Here is a 17,549-nt window from a genome sequence, read left to right as displayed (position 1 = left end):
CTGTCCCCTCCACCAGCTCGGAATAAGAGTATCCGTACAATTTTTCATCATACGGAATGTACATAGTGATGTCAACGTTTTTAGCTAAATAGCAGGGCAAAATTTTATTGATCCACACGGTGAACCGATTAATGCCAAATAAATGTTACTTTTTCATGTCTTTGGGTTATTAGTATAGACTAATGACTATAATGTGTTATACTAATCTACGAAATATACAAGCTCCCCATGGCTATGGGAATAACCGAAAAGGAAGGTACATATAAATGAATCCAGTAAACTTCTCAAGCAATTTAAAGGATCTTTTAAATGGCCAAAATATACGCGTGCAATTATCAGTTCCACAATTAATCGAAGCAGCCACATCCCGTGGAGAAGCTGTTTTAACGAAAGATGGCGCAGTAAAAGCTGAAACCGGCAAATACACTGGCCGCTCCCCTAAAGATAAATATATCGTAGATGAGCCTATTTCTAAAGATAAAATTGACTGGGGTTCTGTAAACCGCCCGATTTCATCTGAAGTTTTCGAAAACCTGTACGCTAAAGTGCTGGACCACATGAAGCAAAAAGATGAGCTGTACGTATTCAAAGGCTATGCCGGCGCTGATCCTGAATCACGCCTAGCCATTCAGACCATCAACGAATACGCTTGGCATAACCTATTCGCCCATCAATTGTTCATCCGTCCGACAAAAGAGGAATTGGCAAGCCACGAAGCGCAATTCACTGTTGTCTATGCACCGACTTTCCACGCAGATCCTGCTGTGGATGGCACGGATTCTGAAACCTTCATCATCGTATCGATGGAGCAAAAAATCATCTTGATCGGCGGAACTGAATATGCCGGTGAAATGAAAAAAGCGATCTTCTCGATCATGAACTACTTGCTTCCTGAACAAGGCATCCTTCCTATGCATTGCTCAGCGAATGTCGGTGAAGAAGGCGATGTTACATTGTTCTTCGGTTTGTCCGGAACAGGCAAAACAACGCTATCTGCAGACGAAAACCGCAAATTGATCGGCGACGACGAGCATGGCTGGTCCGATAACGGCGTCTTCAACATCGAAGGCGGATGCTATGCGAAAACGATCAACTTGACGCGCGAACACGAGCCGCAAATTTATGACGCAATCACGTTCGGTTCTGTACTTGAAAACGTAGTAGTGGATGAAGAAACACGCATCCCGGATTACGCTGATGGTTCATTAACAGAAAACACACGTGCAGCATATCCGATTCATGCAATCAAAAACATCGTCTTCCCTTCAGTGGCAGGACATCCGAAAACGATCGTCTTTTTGACTGCGGACGCTTTCGGCGTATTGCCTCCAATCAGCAAATTGACAAAAGAGCAGGCGATGTACCACTTCCTAAGCGGCTACACTTCAAAGCTTGCAGGCACTGAGCGCGGCGTCACTTCTCCGGAAGCGACATTCTCTACGTGCTTCGGGTCACCGTTCCTTCCATTGCACGCGACTGTCTATGCTGAAATGCTTGGCGACAAAATCGATGAGCATGGATCTGAAGTGTTCTTAGTGAACACGGGCTGGACTGGCGGCGTATACGGCGTCGGTAGCCGTATGAAATTGTCTTACACACGCACAATGGTACGCGCAGCGATCAAAGGCGAACTCCACAACATCGAAACGGAACAGGAAGCTGTATTCGGCTTGCAAATTCCGAAAGAAGTGCCAGGTGTTCCGACTGAAGTATTGAACCCGCGCAATGCATGGGCTGACAAAGCGGCTTACGATCAGAAAGCAAAAGAGCTTGCACAAGAATTCGAAGCGAACTTCAAAAAGTTTGGCACTGTCTCCACTGACATCAGTGAACAAGGCGGACCGATTAAAAACTAACAAGCAAAAAGAAGCTATCCATCGCGGATAGCTTCTTTTTTTCGCCTTTTTTAACTTGCGATTTTATTTATCCAACTCCTGGCGCTTCATCCATTCGGTCAACGCCCTTGCCGTTTTGCGGTTCACGGCTGGCGGGAAGAAATGTGTGTATTCCGGAAAATACCAGGTTTCGTGCTTTTGGCTGTTTAGGATCAATGCCTCTTCCAACAAAAATGCCTGTGCTGGGAACACGTTTTCATCTTTCAGCCCATGGATGATCAGAAACGGTGCTTGCGCCTCGTTCAAGCGCATCAACGGATTTCTTTCCTCGTACGCCGCCAATGCCGTATTCGGTGTGCCCCCGTATAGCCGCTTCATCATCCGCCGCATGTCTGGCCGTTCTTTATACGTCAAAACGGTATCTGTGACGCCTGCCCAGGTGACTACGGATGTGATGTCCTGCCGGAGAACAGCTGTCCACAGCGCCATGATCCCTCCGCGCGAGAAGGCCAGGACATGGACTGCCTCTGTGCAAAATTGCTTCAGTACATCCACCGCATAAACCGCGTCCCAGCGATCCGCGCCGGCAAATTCGTCGCGCCCTTGCCCGCCCCGGTTTCCACGGTAATACGGTGCAAACACGACAAATCCCTGCGCGGCGAATTGTGCAATGCGCGCCGGCCGTACCATGCCGATGGACTGGATGCCTCCGCGCAGGTAAAGGATGCCGCTATAATCGCCTTTTTTTTTCGGTTCCGCCAGCAGACCTTTAACAAGCAAGCCGTCTGACCAATAGCTGATTTCCGTCAGCCGCACATGCGGATTCGGCGACGGATATATTTTTTTCGATTTAATCGCTCCATTTTCCAAGATGCTCCACCTTCTTCATAATTGCTTTCATGCCGTCGTCCCTCATCAAAAAACTATAGCTGTTATCCGGTTCCAACTTGCCTTTCAGCACGATGCCTGTGGTTTCCATCAAGCTGATTTCTTCGACCCGCAAGGCTTTCGCTATAAAGACCGTCTTGCAGAAAGGCTGCTCCGTGTTGACCCGATATTCCGCGAACCATTCCAGTTCCGCAACAACAGTACCCGTTTCCTCGTATACTTCCCTTATTGCCGCCTGTTGTAAACTTTCGCCGGGCTCCGCTTTGCCTCCCGGGAACTCAAGCCCTCTTTCTTTATGCTTCGTCAGCACCCATTGTCCGCCGAATTTGCAAACAACCAATACGTGCCTGCAAGGCGCAGGAAATGATCCTTTTTCAAATGAAAGCTCGCATTCGATGCCGTTCAAGTCTATGTATTTCATCCACTCACTCCTTGGCTCAAAAAGAAAAAGCGTGCACTGACGTTCAGCACACGCTCCAGTCATTCTATTTTACTTCTTTTCGCCAAGAAAAGCAGATAACATCCAAGAATGCTTTTCAAGATTTTGATGGATGGCGTTGAACATATCTTCGGTCATGTCGTCGCCGTCTTCAGCAGCCAATTCCATTCCTTTTTTCAGGGATTTCATGACTTTATTATAATCTTTCACGACTGTATCGACCATTTGTTCAGCCGTTTCCTTTGATGTCGCTTCTTTTACGACCGACAGATCCAATTGTTCTTTCATTGTCGCAACCGGTTTGCCGCCAAGCGCCAATAAGCGTTCCGCGATTTCATCCATATGCAATGTCGCTTCGTTGTATAATTCCTCGAACTTCACGTGCAGCGTGAAAAATGACGGGCCTTTCACATACCAATGAAAATTATGTAATTTCGTATACAGGACCGACCATGTTGCCACCTGTACATTCATTTCCTGGTTTATCTCTTTAGACATACTGCCCACTCTCCTTAAATTTTAATAAGCTCTTATACTTTATTTATACCTCTGCCCTGCTTACAATAAACATACAGACCCTTACCCTGAAAGAAGATGAATCAAATTGAAGACATTCCTATTAAAGTTTTTCCGCTTTTACCAGCGGTTCATCTCCCCTTTGTCGCCGCCAAGCTGCCGTTTTTATCCGACGTGCTCCCATTACGGAATTGAAGCCGTTGAGAAGCATGGCGCATGGAAAGGCGGCTATCTCGCCGTCCGCCGAATTTTAAGCTGCCACCCGTTCCATAAAGGCGGCATCGATTTTGTACCAGAAGAATGGCCACCAAAAAAATGATTGGTGGTTTTTCTTGTGTTTTAAAAAGATATGCTGTATTATTCGATAAGTAGTTAAAACGTAATCATTACATTTTGGAGGATAAATTATGAAAAAATTATTGGCAATCTTATCATCGGCTTTATTATTAGCAGCTTGCGGGACTCCTTCCGGCGATGAACAAACACAAAACGGACAGGCAGACGAATCGAAAGTCCAGATTTATACAACTGTTTATCCGCTCACATATTTTACCGAACGGATCGGCGCTGAGCACGTCGAAGTAAAATCGGTCTACCCAGCCGGAGCGAACGAACACAGTTTCGAACCAACGCAGCAGGATATGATCAAATTGGCAGAAGCTGACTTGATGTTCTATGTTGGGCTTGGCTTGGAAGGCTTTATCGGCAAAGCGAAAGATACATTGAAAAATGAAAAGGTCCAATTCGTAGCAGCTTCTGATGCTATTTCCGATGAGGAATTGGAGGCTGCCGCTGCTCCGCATGAAGAAGATGGACATGAAGAAGACGCCCATGCAGAAGACACTCACGAAGAAGACGGGCATGAAGAAGATGCACATGAGGATGAAGCAGCGGCAGAAGAAGATGGACACGAAGGCCATGATCATGGCGCAACCGACCCACATGTTTGGATGTCCCCTGTCTTGAGCCAAAGATTGGCGGAATCGATCAAAGAATCATTGGTTGAACAAGACCCGGACCATGCAGAAGACTACGAAAACAATTACGACACATTGGTTACGGAATTGGAAGAGCTTGACGAATCGTTTGTTGCATTGTCTGAACGCGTCAACAACAAGACCTTCTTCGTTTCGCATTCGGCATTCGGCTACATTTCCGAGCCATACGGATTTGAACAGATTGCAGTTGCCGGTTTGAACAGCCAAGACGAACCTTCACAGAAGGAATTGACGGAAATTGTCGACATGGCAAAAGAGAAAAAGATTCAACACATCGTTTTTGAGCAGAATGTTTCTTCCAATCTGACGGAAGTCATTAAAAAAGAAGTAGGAGCAGAAGCTGTGGAAATGCACAATTTAGGTGTACTGACCCAAGAAAACATCGACAACGAAGAAACGTATTTCACCTTGATGGAAAAAAATCTTCAAACGCTTGAAACGATATTAAAATAAAGAAAAGCACCGCGAATCCGATTCGCGGTGCTTTTCTATGTCGTCAATTTTTCCAAGCGTTTCGTCAGCCAATCCCGCCATTCTGCAGCAAGCGCTTGGCTTTCCAGCACTTGGCGAATCGCTTCGGCGTTTTTCGGCTGATGGAAATTCACGGTGTTTGCATATAAGACCGAAACCCCTTTCGAATCCCTTTCGATCAGCTCTGCACGGTCACCCGATGCGACCATCCCTTCTTCCAGCACACGGCAAAGATAGCCGGTATAACCGGTCTTGACCATTGCTTTCAGGAAAGGAGCCATCTCGAGGCGGCGGTCGATGGTGTTGCATGGCACACGGCCTTGCGTCACTTGGACGACCGCTTCTCCGATGCGCAAAACATCTCCGATATGTATATCTTCTTCGAGCATATGGGTCAGCGTCAGATTTTCTCCGAACGAAGCTGGCGGCAGCTCAAAGCCGAATTCCTTTTCCCAGCGTGCATAATGTTCGAAAGGATAAATGCAGACAGCGCGATCCGGGCCGCCGTGGTGCTTCTTGTCCGCTACACCATCTCCCTCAAAGCCTTCTTTCGTTAAAAAGGCTTGCTGGACCGGCTTTTTGCAGATAGCTGTCAGCATCTCCTTGCCTTCTCCGTACGAAAGCTTTTCCGGCAAGCCGATTGCAAAATACTTGATTTCTGCTGTTGCGTTGCTCTTCATCGCCAAGCCCCCTTCTTCGGATTCTCTTTGCTTCATTTTAGCATAGCGGTTTGGCCAGCCAACCGCCCGCTGCCAAGCTTTTCAGCTACAAATTTCATCAGGTCATCCAGTGTGCCAATCACCCGCTCCACTTCCGGCATATGATAGAACGTAGTCGTTGCCGAAAAATCATAGACGTCCGCCTCTTCGGAAAACAAATACACTTTTTTCCCAGCTGCCAGAGCCATTCCTAGCTCGATATGGCTCCCTTTGCCTGCAGGCAGCAAGATAAAGAATACATCAGCTTCAAGCACAGCGGCTTTTTCAAGCTGTCCGATTGCAGCAAGGGCCTCCGCATTTTCAGCTTTGCTGTTTATCGTCCAATCGTAGGTCTGCGCATGACCCTGATTAATCAGCTTCCGGCTAAGTTGTTTCACCATTTCCTGGTTTGCAAAACTTGATGCTATGTAAAACTTCATGAGCCTGCCCCCTTTTTCTTTTTTGGCATTTTAATGTGTATCTGCACCGCTGTAATTGCCAGCAGCAGCCAAATGATTGGGTTGCTGAGGGATATCCCCATAGAGGATTTTCCGCCAAGCAGCGGCAGCATGACTAACAGAGCTAACAGATCAAAAGTGGAGCCGAGCATCCATATTGCCTGCGATTTTTCATCTTTGCCTTTTTTAGCCGTAAATCCGCTCGAAAGGAAAAGAACGGCAATGACAGCAACGGCAATCCACTTGCCTGCTGCAAATCCCGGCAATTGCGGGAAATAATCCTGGACCAGCAAGTATGTCACTGCCATTAACATGATAACTCCCCTTACCATGAAGCTCCCTCTTCTCTTTGCCAATCAACGCAGTAGCCGATGCCGGCATCTTTGCTCAGTGCGACTTTGCCATTTTCTATCCTGATTTCAGGTGCAATGATATCCCGCTCCCAGAAATGGCGTGACGCGGAAAAATCGCCGGGAAGCGTAATCCCCGGCAAGGAAGCCAGCGCCAGATTATGGGCTTTCGATACTCCGAACTCGATCATGCCGCCGACCCACATGCCAATGGAATGTTCACGGCACAGCTCAACCACTTTCAGCGTCTCGCTCCAGCCGCCGAGCCTGCCCATTTTCAAGACCAGAATATCCGCAGCCTCTTCGGCGATTGCCCGTTCGGCATCTGCCAAACTGCCGATGCTTTCATCAAGGCAGATAGCTGTTTTCATGTCCCGTTTGGCGCGGGCATGAAGCTTCCATTGTTGTTCAGCAAAAGGCTGCTCGATCAGCGTAAAGCCTGCACCGTCGAACGCAATCAGCCGCTCCCAGGAAGCTTCCGAAAATGCGCCGTTGGCATCCGCAAAAAACAGCATATCCGGATACCGGGCGATGATTTCTTTTAAAAGTCCGATATTGCTGTCTGGCGTAATTTTGATTTTCACCCGGCTGTAGCCTGCAGAAAAAGCTGCCGCTACCCCATCGCTGATTTTCTCTTCATCCGCTGCAACAACGACCCCTGCCGGCACCGGTGCATCCTTACCGCCGAGCATTTGCCAGAGCGGCATCCCACGTTTTTCGCGAACAAATCCCATACGGCTGTCTCGACTGCCGCCTTCGCCATGCGGTTGCCTTTGACTGCCTTAAACACCTCATCCACCTGCGACGGGTTTTCCAAGGTTTTATCTAATAAAAGCGGGACCAGCACGTGCTCGATGACAAAACGGCAGCTGGTAACGGTTTCTTCGGTGTACCACGGAGTTGAAAACGCGATGCATTCGCCGAACCCTTCCAACCCCTCATCAGAAACCACTTTTATGATCAGGCTTTCCCGCTCCGTGACCGTCTGCAAGGATGTTTTAAATGCCTGTTTCAAGGGTTCGTTGATCCGCTTCAGCTCAATTGCGCTAATCGTCAATCCCATGTTTTCAACTCTCTTCGCAACAGCTTGTTCGAGGCATTGCGCGGCAATGAATCGACTTTGCGGATCCATTTCGGCACCTTGTATGAAGCGAGCCGCGTCTGGCAAAATTCCACCAGTTCCTGTTTCTCCACATCGTCCTGCAATACGACAAATGCCACCGGCACTTCTCCCCATTGGTCATGCTGCGTGCCGCATACTCCAGCTTCACGCACAGACGGATGCTCAAGCAGCACTTTCTCGATTTCAGCCGGGTAGATGTTTTCGCCGCCCGACACAATGAGGTCCGAACGCCGATCAACGACGTACAAAAATCCTTCATCGTCCAGATAGCCCATGTCGCCGGTATGCAGCCAGCCGTCCTGCTGAACTTCCCTGCCGGCGAATTTGCCGATATAGCCCGGGGTTACCTGCGGTCCGCGGATATGGATTTCGCCGATATCTCCAGGATTCTGCGAACCTTCAATCCGCACTTGGTAAAGAAACAGCGGCTTGCCGGAAGAACCGACTTTGCGGTCTGCATCATCCGGCTGCAAAGTTGTCGTCTGCGACGAAGTTTCTGTCATGCCATAGGTTTGAAGCACCGACATGCCATAGCTTCCCGCACGGTGGATGTAATTCGGCGGAATCGGCCCGCCGCCCGCGAGCATCACTTTAAAGCGTGGAGACACTTCCAGGTCCAACTCTTTCAAGGTCGACAAGATGCGCTCCAGCGTCACGCCGACCACCGACATATGCGTGACAAGGCCGCTTTGGAGTTCATAGGCGCATTGTTCGGCGTCGAATTTCGGATGCAGACGGACGCCCATTCCGTAAACGAGCGAACGCATCAAAATCGAGAATCCGCTGATATGGAATAGCGGCACCGTGCACAGCCAGACGTCGTCAGGCGCGATGCCGATATTCAAAGCAGACGATACGGAGCTGGAAAAATGGTTTTCCGCTGTTTGCCTGACGCCTTTCGGGCTGCCGGTCGTGCCGGACGTGTACATGATGGAGATCGTGCGTTCCGGATTCCATTCGGCTTCCGGTGTGAAAGCAATCCCTTCTATCTTCTGCAACTCGCTGAACAGCATTTCGAGCGGACTGTCTATTTTATCTTTCAGCGCATCATCAACAAGCACCAAATCCGCTTTTGAATCATCGAGCTGATAAGCCAATTCCACTTTTGACAAGCGTTCGTTGAGCATGACCATTTCACAGCCGGCGTGCATGCAGGCATACATCAGCATGACAAACTCGGGATGCGATTTCGATAGGAATGCCACCCGGCTGTTTTTCGTGACGCCTGCTGCTGCCAGCTTGCCGGCGTATTCCAGTGCAATGCCATTTAGTTCCGCAAATGTCCATTGCTGGTCTTCAAACGACAGCGCCATGCGGTTGCCATTCAGGTAAGCACGCTGGGACAGCCAATTCGGATACATCATAGGAAAAATCCTTTCTTTTAAAAAAAGCTGTCCCCGGGAGGACAGCTTTCAATTATTCAAAATCACGGGAAACGCGGGAATTGGCCGAAATCCGGTTTGCGTTTTTCTTTGAACGCATCGCGGCCTTCTTTTGCTTCATCCGTTGTGTAATACAATAGAGTTGCGTCTCCAGCCATTTGCTGAAGCCCAGCTAAGCCGTCCGTATCCGCATTCATTGCCGCTTTCACGAAACGCAATGCCGTCGGGCTCATTTCGAGCATTTCTTCACACCATTTCACCGTCTCGTCTTCCAGCTGCTCCAAAGGCACGACCGTGTTGACCAAGCCCATATCAAGCGCTTCCTGTGCATCGTATTGGCGGCACAAGTACCAGATTTCGCGGGCTTTCTTATGGCCGATGATGCGTGCCAAATAGCCTGAACCGTAGCCGGCGTCGAACGAACCGACGCGCGGGCCTGTTTGGCCGAAACGTGCATTGTCAGCCGCAATCGTCAAATCGCAGACAACGTGCAGGACGTGCCCGCCGCCGATTGCGTAGCCAGCGACCATTGCTACGACCGGTTTCGGGATAACGCGGATCAAGCGCTGAAGATCCAAAACGTTCAAACGTGGAATCTCATCTTCCCCGACGTAGCCGCCGTGTCCACGGACACTTTGGTCTCCGCCTGAGCAGAATGCTTTTTCGCCTTCGCCTGTCAGGACGATGACGCCTACTTTGGAATCGTCGCGTGCGCGTGAAAATGCATCGATCAATTCGTGTACCGTTTTCGGGCGGAACGCATTGCGCACCTCCGGACGGTTGATGGTGATTTTGGCAATGCCATTATGCGTTTCATACTTAATGTCTTCATATGTACGTGCTGTAACCCATTCGCGTGTCATGATTTTCCTCCTTGGTAGTTAGAACTTAAATACTCCCTTACTATTGTAGCAAACTCCGCCGGTTTTTCCACATGAATTGCATGGCCCGCTTCAATTGCACAAAATGTGGCTTTCGGCAGGCTCTCCGACATCCGCTTCGCAATCTCCATGAATTTCAAATCCAAGGTTCCCGCGACTAATAAAACCGGCATGTCCAGCCTGTTCAGCCCTTCCCAATAAGAAGCCTGCGCTCCTGTTCCCATGCCAATCAAGCTATTTGCCAGACCAAGCGGCTTCTGCGCAATCCGTTCGTGCCGAATCCGTTCCTTGACCTTGTCCGACAAGTTTTTTTGGCTGTCGAATAACGGAATCTTTTCCCAGAACTCAACAAACTCGAAGATGCCATCAGCCAGAATCCGCTCCGCCAGCTTTTCATCGCGCCGCTGGCGTTCCAACTGTTCCGCTGTGGTTTTCAAGCCCGGCGACGCACTTTCCAAAATCAATAGACGCACTTCTTCAGGGTAAGCAGCCGCGAAAGCCAGTGCTGTGCGGCCGCCCATTGAATAACCCGCCAGCGCGTAATCTGTGATGCCCAATTTATCGAGCAGCTTTTTCAAATCCCGGACCTGCAGTTCCATGGCATAGCGAGATGATTGAGCCGGGCTTTCCGTCTTGCCATGGCCCAGCAAATCAATCAGCACAATCCGGTAATCGGGCAATGCTGCCGAAATTCCTTCCCACGATGCGGTGCTGCCAGTAAAGCCGTGCAGAAAAACTATCGTACGGCTTTGGCCGCTATTCAGGATTTCCACATGATATTCGGCGCCTTCAATGTGCTCTTTCATTATTTCCCCAGCTCCTCATTCAGCCGATTCCATAATTTCCTGTGGGTCTTCGTATTGTTGGCACGGTCTGTAAATACCTCGATTATTTTAACTGATTTGTGTTTTTCTGTGCGCAGGGCATCAATTAGCTGCTGCTTCGTTTCCACCGCTGCATATTCCGTGTCGTACATGCGCGCCGCATCTTCAAATTTCAGTCCTGTGGGAGTTCCGAACAGCGCTTCAAAATAACGCTCTTCTTCCGATTGCGGCAAATAGGAGAAAATTCCGCCGCCGTCGTTGTTCATGACCACGATTGTCATATCCGTCTCCTGCAAGCGGGAGGCAATCAGGCCGTTCATGTCGTGCAGGAACGACAAATCGCCGATGTACAGATAGGTATGGCGTTTATTCGCCGCCTGCACACCGAATGCCGTCGAGACGACCCCGTCGATGCCATTGGCTCCGCGGTTTGCGTACATCAGGATGTCCTTGTCGGTTGTGCGGAAATACGTGTCAACGTCACGGATCGGCATACTGCTGCCAATCACGAGGTTGCATTTGTCCAGCTCTCCAAAAAATGCCTTAGCCAAGACGCCTTCATCCAGCTCAGTTTCACAATGCTCATCCGCCAGCTGCCAAAAAAGCATTGAGCCTTTCTGCCATTCTGCCAGGTAAGCCGATTCCTTTTGTTGGCCGAGCGGCAGCTGCCATAAGTTTTTTGCAGAAGCTTGGAGATGATGGGTGACGACCGATTGGGCATCCCGCATCATCGGGCTTTCGTCCATCACGGCGTAAATTTTCGGTTTTACAGCTGCCAGGAATGCCGTCAGCGGCTTCGATACCGGCTGAGGCCCTATTCTAATGACTGCCTCAGGTTGAATCGCCGATTTGAAAGACTCGTTTTTCAGCAACGCATCGTAAGAGTCGATAATCAGATGTTGATGCTGTTTTGCCGTATTCGCGCGTAAGTTCGAGAGCGGATCTGCCAGAATCGGCCATTGCAATTTCTCCGCAAAGTCCCAGAATACAGCCGGCAATGGTTCAGGCATTTCCCCAACCACTAACAAGCCCCGCTCTAATTCGAGCGTCTCCAATAAGAAACCTTCAGCTTGCGCGCTCAATGCCGACTCGCCAACGAAGTGCATAACTTCGCCTTTGCTTTCATAGCTTTGTTCAAAATCGATGCGCAGCGGTTCACGGAATGGCACATTCAAATGCACCGGCCCTTTCGGTTCCGTTTTCGCTGATGCGACAGAGCGGTGAAGATGGCGTGACAGGAAATCGAGCCGGTTGTCTTCTTCTGGCATCGGCAAATCCGCTGACCACTTCACATGTGCACCAAAAAGGTTGATCTGGTTGATGGCCTGTGGCGCACCCACTTCCCGCAATTCATGCGGGCGGTCGGCCGTCACAACAAGCAGCGGCACTCGTGCGTAATACGCCTCCACAATTGCGGGGAAGAAATTGGCAGCCGCTGTCCCGGATGTGCAAAGCAACATGACCGGTTTGCCGGATGCTTTTGCCAATCCCAAAGCGTAATAGCCAGCAGACCGCTCATCTATTTGGCGATGGACGGCAAGCCCTTCTTGTTTCATGCAGGCATAAGCGAGCGGGGTCGATCTGGAACCCGGGCTGATGACTGCATCCGACACTCCTGAAAAAACGAGGGAATGGGTAAATGCAGATACATATTCAGTCAACAATTTACGATTCGTCACTTAATTGGCCTCCAAGCGCACGGAGCATCGGTCTGAATTTAACCCATGTTTCTGCGTATTCCGATTCTGGGCTGGAATCTTCGACAATTCCGCCGCCCGCGTATAAATATGCTTCTTTTCCACTTAATAAGGCCGAGCGGATGGCTACTGCGAATTCGCCGTTCCCTTTTGCGTCGATCCAGCCGATGGGGGCTGCATAAAAGCCGCGGTTCATCGTTTCATACTGGCGGATCAAGCTCATCGCTTCCTGCTTCGGTTCCCCGCCAAGCGCGGGCGTCGGATGCAGGTCCTTCACCAAATCGAGCAGCGTAGAGCCTTGCGCCAATTCACCTTCCACCGGTGTATACAAATGCTGGATATCACGGATTTTCATCAATTTCGGCATTTTTGGCACGATGATGTTCGTACTGTGCTCATTGAATACTTTACTGATCATTTTAACAACATATTGATGTTCAGAACGGTTTTTCTTGTCCTGAAGCAATTCCTCGCCCAATTTGGCGTCTTGCTCAGCCGTTTTGCCGCGGGGAATCGATCCTGCCAAGCATGTCGATAGCGCTTGGCGGTCTTTGACTTTCACCAGCCGTTCAGGGCTTGCGCCAAAGAAAAACTGATTTTGTGCTTCCATGCCGAATAAAAAGCTTTCCGGCTGTTCTTCCGATATCTGGTACAGGGCCGCAGCCGGAGACAACGGTTTATCGTATTGCAGTTTCAAGGCGCGTGCAATCACCACTTTTTCCGCTTGCTTCGCCTTGATGATTTCCGTCACCTGGCCGATCGACTCCAAATAACGCTCTTTTTTGATTTCCGTCAATTTGACGGCCACCGGTTTGCCATATCTTTTCAGTTCGGACACTTGTGCCGAGTGGATCAGCCGATCCCGCTCTTTGCGCAGCGCATCGAATTCATTGAATGAATGATCATCTTTCGTAATCAGGTGGATGCTGACATAAGCACGGTCGTCCTGGATCGTCAGCTGGAAAGTCGGGACCGCAAAATAAGCCTGAGGGAAATTCGTCCAGACGCTTTGTGTATTATTTAAAGGGTCAAAGGAAAATCCGCCAAATAAAATTGGCTGTACCTCATGCTCTTCGTTGACAATTTGCCGGCACAAGCTCTGCCATTCGCGTTTCACCTCTTCGAACCGCCCATGGCTATTCGGCGTTGACATGACATGCGCATGCCCGAGGCCGACCAATGTAAACGTCTTTTCGCGATTCTGCCAAAACATCCGCTTGCCTTTGAACAGTCCTTCACCCGCTTCAAAAAAGGCCAATGCGGACATTCGGGATACTTCGATCGTTTCTGTAAAAAATTGATACGCCATATAGCGTGTGTCTTTCAACTTGCCGGCCGATGAATACTGTTGTGGATTCATCATATTCCCTCCGTTTTTCTATAGCTGTGCATATCCTGCCCAGCCTGTTTCACTTTTTAATCTCTACCCTCTATCATACCCCTTTCTGTTGAAATCAGCACACCATTTGCTGTATTTCCCTTGAAATTGAAGGTACAATATATATTGGAAAGAATTAAAGGAGATGTACGAAATGACACATTCCATTCAAGCGGACAGCGGCTGGCGTGTATGGTGGCAGCTGACCCGCCCACATACATTGACCGCCGCTTTCGCCCCCGTTTTCTTAGGAACCATGATCGCCCTGAATCACACCACGATCGACTGGCCGTTGTTCTGGGCTATGCTGATTGCAAGCCTCTTAATCCAGGCAGCAACCAATATGTTCAATGAATACTACGATTTTGCCCGCGGACTCGACAACGAAAATTCAGTCGGCATTGGCGGGGCGATTGTACGCAACGGCGTTACACCGAAAACCGTTTTGACATTGGCGCTCATCCTTTACGCGATCGCAGCAGTAATTGGCATCTGGATTTGTGCGCAGACCAGCTGGTGGCTCCTTGCAGTCGGCGGTGCCGCAATGGCGATCGGCTACCTTTACACAGGCGGCCCCTACCCGATTGCTTACACCCCTTTCGGCGAATTGTTTTCCGGCGTCGTGATGGGCTTCCTGATCGTGATCATCGCCTTCTATATCCAAACGGCTACCGTCACAGCAGAAGCTGCCATGCTGGCAATTCCAAGCACATTGCTTGTAGCAGCCATCATGCTGACAAATAACATCCGTGACATTGTCGGGGATGCTGCCAGCGGACGCAAAACCCTTGCCATCCTCATTGGCAGAAAGAAAGCCGTTACGATCCTTGCAGCATTTTTCCTCTTGTCCTATTTGTGGATCCTGGCATTGGTCCTTTTTGCAGATTTGACTTTCTGGTCTTTGCTCGTTTTCTTAAGTGCCCCAAAAGCGATCGGCGTCGTAAAAACCTTCAAGCGTTTCCACGAACCGCTTCAAGTCATGCCTGCGATGAAAGCGACCGGCATCATCAACACGCTATTCGCGTTTTTGCTTGGCTGTAGTTTGCTTATCCATTATTTATTGGCATAGATAAAAGGCTTCTGTTTCCAGCAGAAGCCTTTTTTTCATTGACCGCTATTTTCGGACGCGGTATATTTAATGTTATTTCAAGACCGCTTCATTATACATACGGAGGAGATATTCTATGAAACCGATTGCCATCGGAATTTGTGCCGCATTCTTTTTCGCATTTACATTTGTTTTGAACGCCAGCATGGAAGCAAGCGGCGGCCATTGGATTTGGAGCGCATCGCTGCGGTATTTCTTTATGGTTCCTTTTCTGCTGGTGATTGTTGCCTTGCGGAAGAACTTAAAAGGGCTCATTCTCGAAATGAGAAAAAATCCATTGTCCTGGCTCCTATGGAGTTTTGTCGGTTTTGGCCTATTTTATGCCCCGCTCTGCTACGCTGCAGCTTATTCACCCGGCTGGCTCATTGCAGGATCCTGGCAGATCACCATCATCTCGGGTTCCCTGCTGGTCCCCTTGTTTTATACGACAGTCCAAACCGCAAACGGCCCACTGCGAATAAAAGAACAGATTCCTTATAAGGGGCTGGCTCTCTCTTCCATTATTCTGCTCGGTGTGCTTTTGATGCAGTTCGAACATGCTCAAGGCATCTCTATCCAAACTTTTATTATGGGATTCTTCCCTGTCCTGCTGGCATCGTTCGCCTATCCGCTTGGCAACCGAAAAATGATGGCGCTGTGCGAGGGGCGTTTGGATGCTTATCAGCGGGTCCTTGGCATGACCATAGCAAGCCTTCCCTTTTGGCTGCTTTTATCGGGATTTGGCTTAGCTACTGAAGGATTGCCGAATGCTTCACAAATGGTTCAAACCTTGATAGTTGCCGTTTGCTCTGGTGTGATCGCGACTGTTCTATTTTTCCAAGCAACAGACTTGGTACGAAAAGACATGAAAAAACTGGCTGCTGTAGAAGCCACACAATCATTAGAAGTCCTTTTTGCCCTCGCCGGCGAAGATTGGGATGATCGTTCATAGTCTGGCCGTTAACGAAAAGCAGCCTGTTCCTGTCCCCTAATAATAAGCCCGGCTCGCCAGGAACTTTTGGCAGCCGGGCTTTCCAGTTCATTTAGTTTTCCACAATTAAAAAATTGTACAAAAAAAGAGTTCTGCATCGAAATGCAGAACTCTTTTTGCGATGACCCCTACGGGATTCGAACCCGTGTTACCGCCGTGAAAGGGCGGTGTCTTAACCGCTTGACCAAGGGGCCAATTACTGGCGGAGAAGGAGGGATTTGAACCCTCGCGCCGGTTTCCCGACCTACACCCTTAGCAGGGGCGCCTCTTCAGCCACTTGAGTACTTCCCCAGTATGGCTCCGAAGGTAGGACTCGAACCTACGACCATCGCATTAACAGTGCGGTGCTCTACCACTGAGCTACTTCGGAATGGTATGGTGGGCCTAAATGGACTCGAACCATCGACCTCACGCTTATCAGGCGTGCGCTCTAACCAGCTGAGCTATAGGCCCATATGTATGAATAAAAAATGGAGCGGGTGAAGAGAATCGAACTCTCATCATCAGCTTGGAAGGCTGAGGTTTTACCACTAAACTACACCCGCGAACATGGTGGGTCAGGACGGAATCGAACCGCCGACACTTAGAGCTTCAATCTAATGCTCTACCAACTGAGCTACTGACCCACATGTATTAAGATAAAAATGGCGGTCCCGACCGGGATCGAACCGGCGATCTCCTGCGTGACAGGCAGGCATGTTAACCGCTACACCACGGGACCATTTGGTTGCGGGGGCAGGATTTGAACCTGCGACCTTTGGGTTATGAGCCCAACGAGCTACCGAACTGCTCCACCCCGCGACAATAATATAGTAGTTCTTTGCTTCTCTTACGCTTGTTGCTTCATGGACACCTGCATCGCCTTCGGCTGCTTCGGTGTTACTTCGCCGTCTTCGTACGGTTTGTTGCTCCACCCCGCGACAATAATATAGTGTTACATTTTGAAACATGCTGCATTTAAAAATTTCAGTTCCTTCTATTATATAGAAGTTTTAAAAAAGATAGTCCACACATTTTTAAAAGATGGAGGAGGAAGAGGGATTCGAACCCCCGCGGGATTTGACTCCCCTGTCGGTTTTCAAGACCGATCCCTTCAGCCAAACTTGGGTATTCCTCCGTGATAATAATGTTAATGGTGGACCTTGCAGGACTCGAACCTGCGACCGGACGGTTATGAGCCGTCTGCTCTAACCAACTGAGCTAAAGGTCCTAAAAAAGTGGCGGCAGAGGGGATCGAACCCCCGACCTTACGGGTATGAACCGTACGCTCTAGCCAGCTGAGCTACGCCGCCAGGATCTTTATTTATATAGTTGGTGGAGCCTAGCGGGATCGAACCGCTGACCTCCTGCGTGCAAGGCAGGCGCTCTCCCAGCTGAGCTAAGGCCCCATGAAGTGGTCGGGAAGACAGGATTCGAACCTGCGACCCCTTGGTCCCAAACCAAGTGCTCTACCAAGCTGAGCTACTTCCCGAGTTAAATGCTGAGTGTAAAAAATATGGCGCGCCCGAGAGGACTCGAACCTCTAACCGCTTG

Annotated in this window: 18 protein-coding genes and 13 tRNA genes; 5 read left to right on the top strand and 26 right to left on the bottom strand. The window is 49.5% G+C overall.

What is annotated here, in order from left to right:
- Positions 1 to 266: 266 nt before the first annotated feature.
- Positions 267 to 1,856 carry a phosphoenolpyruvate carboxykinase (ATP) gene (pckA, locus tag EGV91_RS08720; protein WP_135502704.1) on the top strand — a complete coding sequence of 530 codons (1,590 nt, stop codon included), beginning with the start codon at positions 267 to 269 and terminating at the stop codon, positions 1,854 to 1,856.
- A 63-nt stretch (positions 1,857 to 1,919) separates the two neighbouring features.
- On the opposite strand, the gene EGV91_RS08715 is transcribed toward pckA, so the two are convergent.
- The 3 genes from EGV91_RS08715 to EGV91_RS08705 all read right to left on the bottom strand — a co-directional run bounded on the left by EGV91_RS08715 (position 1,920) and on the right by EGV91_RS08705 (position 3,660).
- Entirely contained in the window at positions 1,920 to 2,708 is a 789-nt protein-coding gene (locus EGV91_RS08715) for an alpha/beta hydrolase family protein (protein WP_175580287.1), read from the bottom strand.
- The gene (locus tag EGV91_RS08710) at positions 2,686 to 3,144 is read right to left on the bottom strand and encodes an NUDIX domain-containing protein (RefSeq protein WP_135502700.1); all 459 of its coding nucleotides are present in this window, start codon (positions 3,142 to 3,144) and stop codon (positions 2,686 to 2,688) included. Before EGV91_RS08710 ends, EGV91_RS08715 begins: the two co-directional genes overlap by 23 nt.
- Positions 3,145 to 3,213: 69 nt before the next feature.
- Positions 3,214 to 3,660: a Dps family protein gene (locus tag EGV91_RS08705; protein WP_135502698.1), complete on the bottom strand. Its 447-nt coding sequence runs from the start codon at positions 3,658 to 3,660 to the stop codon at positions 3,214 to 3,216.
- Between the two features lie 106 nt (positions 3,661 to 3,766).
- Between EGV91_RS08705 and yidD the strand changes: the two genes are divergently transcribed.
- Positions 3,767 to 3,997 carry a membrane protein insertion efficiency factor YidD gene (gene yidD / locus EGV91_RS08700; RefSeq protein ID WP_135502697.1) on the top strand — a complete coding sequence of 77 codons (231 nt, stop codon included), beginning with the start codon at positions 3,767 to 3,769 and terminating at the stop codon, positions 3,995 to 3,997.
- Positions 3,998 to 4,085: 88 nt separating this feature from the next.
- Positions 4,086 to 5,129, top strand: a complete 1,044-nt coding sequence (locus EGV91_RS08695) for a metal ABC transporter solute-binding protein, Zn/Mn family (RefSeq protein WP_135502695.1) — start codon at positions 4,086 to 4,088, stop codon at positions 5,127 to 5,129.
- A 35-nt stretch (positions 5,130 to 5,164) separates the two neighbouring features.
- On the opposite strand, the gene EGV91_RS08690 is transcribed toward EGV91_RS08695, so the two are convergent.
- From EGV91_RS08690 to EGV91_RS08650, 10 genes are all read right to left on the bottom strand, one after another.
- Positions 5,165 to 5,827 (bottom strand): MOSC domain-containing protein, encoded by a 663-nt coding sequence (locus tag EGV91_RS08690; RefSeq protein ID WP_135502693.1) that lies wholly within the window; start codon positions 5,825 to 5,827, stop codon positions 5,165 to 5,167.
- A gap of 32 nt (positions 5,828 to 5,859) precedes the next feature.
- Positions 5,860 to 6,285, bottom strand: a complete 426-nt coding sequence (locus EGV91_RS08685) for a nucleoside 2-deoxyribosyltransferase (protein ID WP_135502691.1) — start codon at positions 6,283 to 6,285, stop codon at positions 5,860 to 5,862.
- Positions 6,282 to 6,617, bottom strand: a complete 336-nt coding sequence (locus EGV91_RS08680; protein WP_135502689.1) for a hypothetical protein — start codon at positions 6,615 to 6,617, stop codon at positions 6,282 to 6,284. Before EGV91_RS08680 ends, EGV91_RS08685 begins: the two co-directional genes overlap by 4 nt.
- 11 nt (positions 6,618 to 6,628) lie before the next feature.
- Entirely contained in the window at positions 6,629 to 7,345 is a 717-nt protein-coding gene (menC, locus tag EGV91_RS08675) for an o-succinylbenzoate synthase (protein WP_241666150.1), read from the bottom strand.
- Positions 7,267 to 7,716 carry an enolase-like domain-containing protein gene (locus tag EGV91_RS17390; RefSeq protein ID WP_241666149.1) on the bottom strand — a complete coding sequence of 150 codons (450 nt, stop codon included), beginning with the start codon at positions 7,714 to 7,716 and terminating at the stop codon, positions 7,267 to 7,269. The genes menC and EGV91_RS17390 overlap by 79 nt, the downstream gene beginning before the upstream one ends.
- A complete protein-coding gene (locus EGV91_RS08670; RefSeq protein ID WP_135502687.1) occupies positions 7,707 to 9,140 on the bottom strand; it encodes an o-succinylbenzoate--CoA ligase in 1,434 nt (477 codons plus the stop codon). Before EGV91_RS08670 ends, EGV91_RS17390 begins: the two co-directional genes overlap by 10 nt.
- Positions 9,141 to 9,202: 62 nt before the next feature.
- Complete coding sequence (gene menB, locus EGV91_RS08665; RefSeq protein WP_135502685.1) at positions 9,203 to 10,021, bottom strand: 1,4-dihydroxy-2-naphthoyl-CoA synthase; 819 nt, start codon at positions 10,019 to 10,021, stop codon at positions 9,203 to 9,205.
- Entirely contained in the window at positions 10,018 to 10,845 is an 828-nt protein-coding gene (menH, locus tag EGV91_RS08660; protein WP_135502683.1) for a 2-succinyl-6-hydroxy-2,4-cyclohexadiene-1-carboxylate synthase, read from the bottom strand. The genes menB and menH overlap by 4 nt, the downstream gene beginning before the upstream one ends.
- Positions 10,845 to 12,542: a 2-succinyl-5-enolpyruvyl-6-hydroxy-3-cyclohexene-1-carboxylic-acid synthase gene (gene menD, locus EGV91_RS08655; RefSeq protein WP_135502681.1), complete on the bottom strand. Its 1,698-nt coding sequence runs from the start codon at positions 12,540 to 12,542 to the stop codon at positions 10,845 to 10,847. The genes menH and menD overlap by 1 nt, the downstream gene beginning before the upstream one ends.
- Entirely contained in the window at positions 12,529 to 13,920 is a 1,392-nt protein-coding gene (locus EGV91_RS08650) for an isochorismate synthase (protein WP_135502706.1), read from the bottom strand. Before EGV91_RS08650 ends, menD begins: the two co-directional genes overlap by 14 nt.
- A gap of 172 nt (positions 13,921 to 14,092) precedes the next feature.
- Between EGV91_RS08650 and EGV91_RS08645 the strand changes: the two genes are divergently transcribed.
- Both EGV91_RS08645 and EGV91_RS08640 read left to right on the top strand, forming a co-directional pair.
- Positions 14,093 to 15,007: a 1,4-dihydroxy-2-naphthoate polyprenyltransferase gene (locus tag EGV91_RS08645; protein WP_135502679.1), complete on the top strand. Its 915-nt coding sequence runs from the start codon at positions 14,093 to 14,095 to the stop codon at positions 15,005 to 15,007.
- A gap of 115 nt (positions 15,008 to 15,122) precedes the next feature.
- The gene (locus tag EGV91_RS08640) at positions 15,123 to 15,977 is read left to right on the top strand and encodes a DMT family transporter (RefSeq protein WP_135502677.1); all 855 of its coding nucleotides are present in this window, start codon (positions 15,123 to 15,125) and stop codon (positions 15,975 to 15,977) included.
- Positions 15,978 to 16,138: 161 nt separating this feature from the next.
- Here EGV91_RS08640 and EGV91_RS08635 read toward each other — a convergent pair.
- The 13 genes from EGV91_RS08635 to EGV91_RS08575 form a co-directional block, all read right to left on the bottom strand.
- Positions 16,139 to 16,210 (bottom strand) — tRNA-Glu (locus EGV91_RS08635).
- Positions 16,211 to 16,216: 6 nt separating this feature from the next.
- Positions 16,217 to 16,307 (bottom strand) — tRNA-Ser (locus EGV91_RS08630).
- 4 nt (positions 16,308 to 16,311) lie between these two features.
- A tRNA-Asn gene (locus tag EGV91_RS08625) sits at positions 16,312 to 16,386 on the bottom strand.
- A gap of 6 nt (positions 16,387 to 16,392) precedes the next feature.
- Positions 16,393 to 16,469, bottom strand: a tRNA-Ile gene (locus EGV91_RS08620).
- 18 nt (positions 16,470 to 16,487) lie between these two features.
- Positions 16,488 to 16,561, bottom strand: a tRNA-Gly gene (locus EGV91_RS08615).
- Positions 16,562 to 16,566: 5 nt separating this feature from the next.
- Positions 16,567 to 16,642: transfer RNA gene (locus EGV91_RS08610), tRNA-Phe, on the bottom strand.
- 19 nt (positions 16,643 to 16,661) lie between these two features.
- A tRNA-Asp gene (locus tag EGV91_RS08605) sits at positions 16,662 to 16,737 on the bottom strand.
- A gap of 3 nt (positions 16,738 to 16,740) precedes the next feature.
- Positions 16,741 to 16,817: transfer RNA gene (locus EGV91_RS08600), tRNA-Met, on the bottom strand.
- 223 nt (positions 16,818 to 17,040) lie between these two features.
- Positions 17,041 to 17,133 (bottom strand) — tRNA-Ser (locus tag EGV91_RS08595).
- A 16-nt stretch (positions 17,134 to 17,149) separates the two neighbouring features.
- A tRNA-Ile gene (locus EGV91_RS08590) sits at positions 17,150 to 17,226 on the bottom strand.
- A gap of 8 nt (positions 17,227 to 17,234) precedes the next feature.
- Positions 17,235 to 17,308, bottom strand: a tRNA-Met gene (locus EGV91_RS08585).
- A 20-nt stretch (positions 17,309 to 17,328) separates the two neighbouring features.
- Positions 17,329 to 17,404, bottom strand: a tRNA-Ala gene (locus tag EGV91_RS08580).
- Positions 17,405 to 17,410: 6 nt separating this feature from the next.
- Positions 17,411 to 17,487, bottom strand: a tRNA-Pro gene (locus tag EGV91_RS08575).
- Between the last annotated feature and the right edge of the window lie 62 nt (positions 17,488 to 17,549).

This window comes from Planococcus koreensis (assembly GCF_004761975.1).
Lineage (GTDB): Bacteria > Bacillota > Bacilli > Bacillales_A > Planococcaceae > Planococcus > Planococcus koreensis.
This window is presented reverse-complemented; position numbering and strand designations above follow the sequence as displayed.

Excerpts from the sequence above, each read along its gene's own strand:
- pckA (WP_135502704.1), top strand. The coding sequence starts at position 267 with ATGAATCCAGTAAACTTCTCAAGCAATTTAAAGGATCTTTTAAATGGC.
- EGV91_RS08710 (WP_135502700.1), bottom strand. The coding sequence starts at position 3,144 with ATGAAATACATAGACTTGAACGGCATCGAATGCGAGCTTTCATTTGAA.
- EGV91_RS08705 (WP_135502698.1), bottom strand. The coding sequence starts at position 3,660 with ATGTCTAAAGAGATAAACCAGGAAATGAATGTACAGGTGGCAACATGG.
- EGV91_RS08695 (WP_135502695.1), top strand. The coding sequence starts at position 4,086 with ATGAAAAAATTATTGGCAATCTTATCATCGGCTTTATTATTAGCAGCT.
- EGV91_RS08690 (WP_135502693.1), bottom strand. The coding sequence starts at position 5,827 with ATGAAGAGCAACGCAACAGCAGAAATCAAGTATTTTGCAATCGGCTTG.
- EGV91_RS08685 (WP_135502691.1), bottom strand. The coding sequence starts at position 6,285 with ATGAAGTTTTACATAGCATCAAGTTTTGCAAACCAGGAAATGGTGAAA.
- EGV91_RS08680 (WP_135502689.1), bottom strand. The coding sequence starts at position 6,617 with ATGTTAATGGCAGTGACATACTTGCTGGTCCAGGATTATTTCCCGCAA.
- menC (WP_241666150.1), bottom strand. The coding sequence starts at position 7,345 with ATGCTCGGCGGTAAGGATGCACCGGTGCCGGCAGGGGTCGTTGTTGCA.
- EGV91_RS17390 (WP_241666149.1), bottom strand. The coding sequence starts at position 7,716 with ATGGGATTGACGATTAGCGCAATTGAGCTGAAGCGGATCAACGAACCC.
- EGV91_RS08670 (WP_135502687.1), bottom strand. The coding sequence starts at position 9,140 with ATGATGTATCCGAATTGGCTGTCCCAGCGTGCTTACCTGAATGGCAAC.
- menB (WP_135502685.1), bottom strand. The coding sequence starts at position 10,021 with ATGACACGCGAATGGGTTACAGCACGTACATATGAAGACATTAAGTAT.
- menH (WP_135502683.1), bottom strand. The coding sequence starts at position 10,845 with ATGAAAGAGCACATTGAAGGCGCCGAATATCATGTGGAAATCCTGAAT.
- EGV91_RS08650 (WP_135502706.1), bottom strand. The coding sequence starts at position 13,920 with ATGAATCCACAACAGTATTCATCGGCCGGCAAGTTGAAAGACACACGC.
- EGV91_RS08645 (WP_135502679.1), top strand. The coding sequence starts at position 14,093 with ATGACACATTCCATTCAAGCGGACAGCGGCTGGCGTGTATGGTGGCAG.
- EGV91_RS08640 (WP_135502677.1), top strand. The coding sequence starts at position 15,123 with ATGAAACCGATTGCCATCGGAATTTGTGCCGCATTCTTTTTCGCATTT.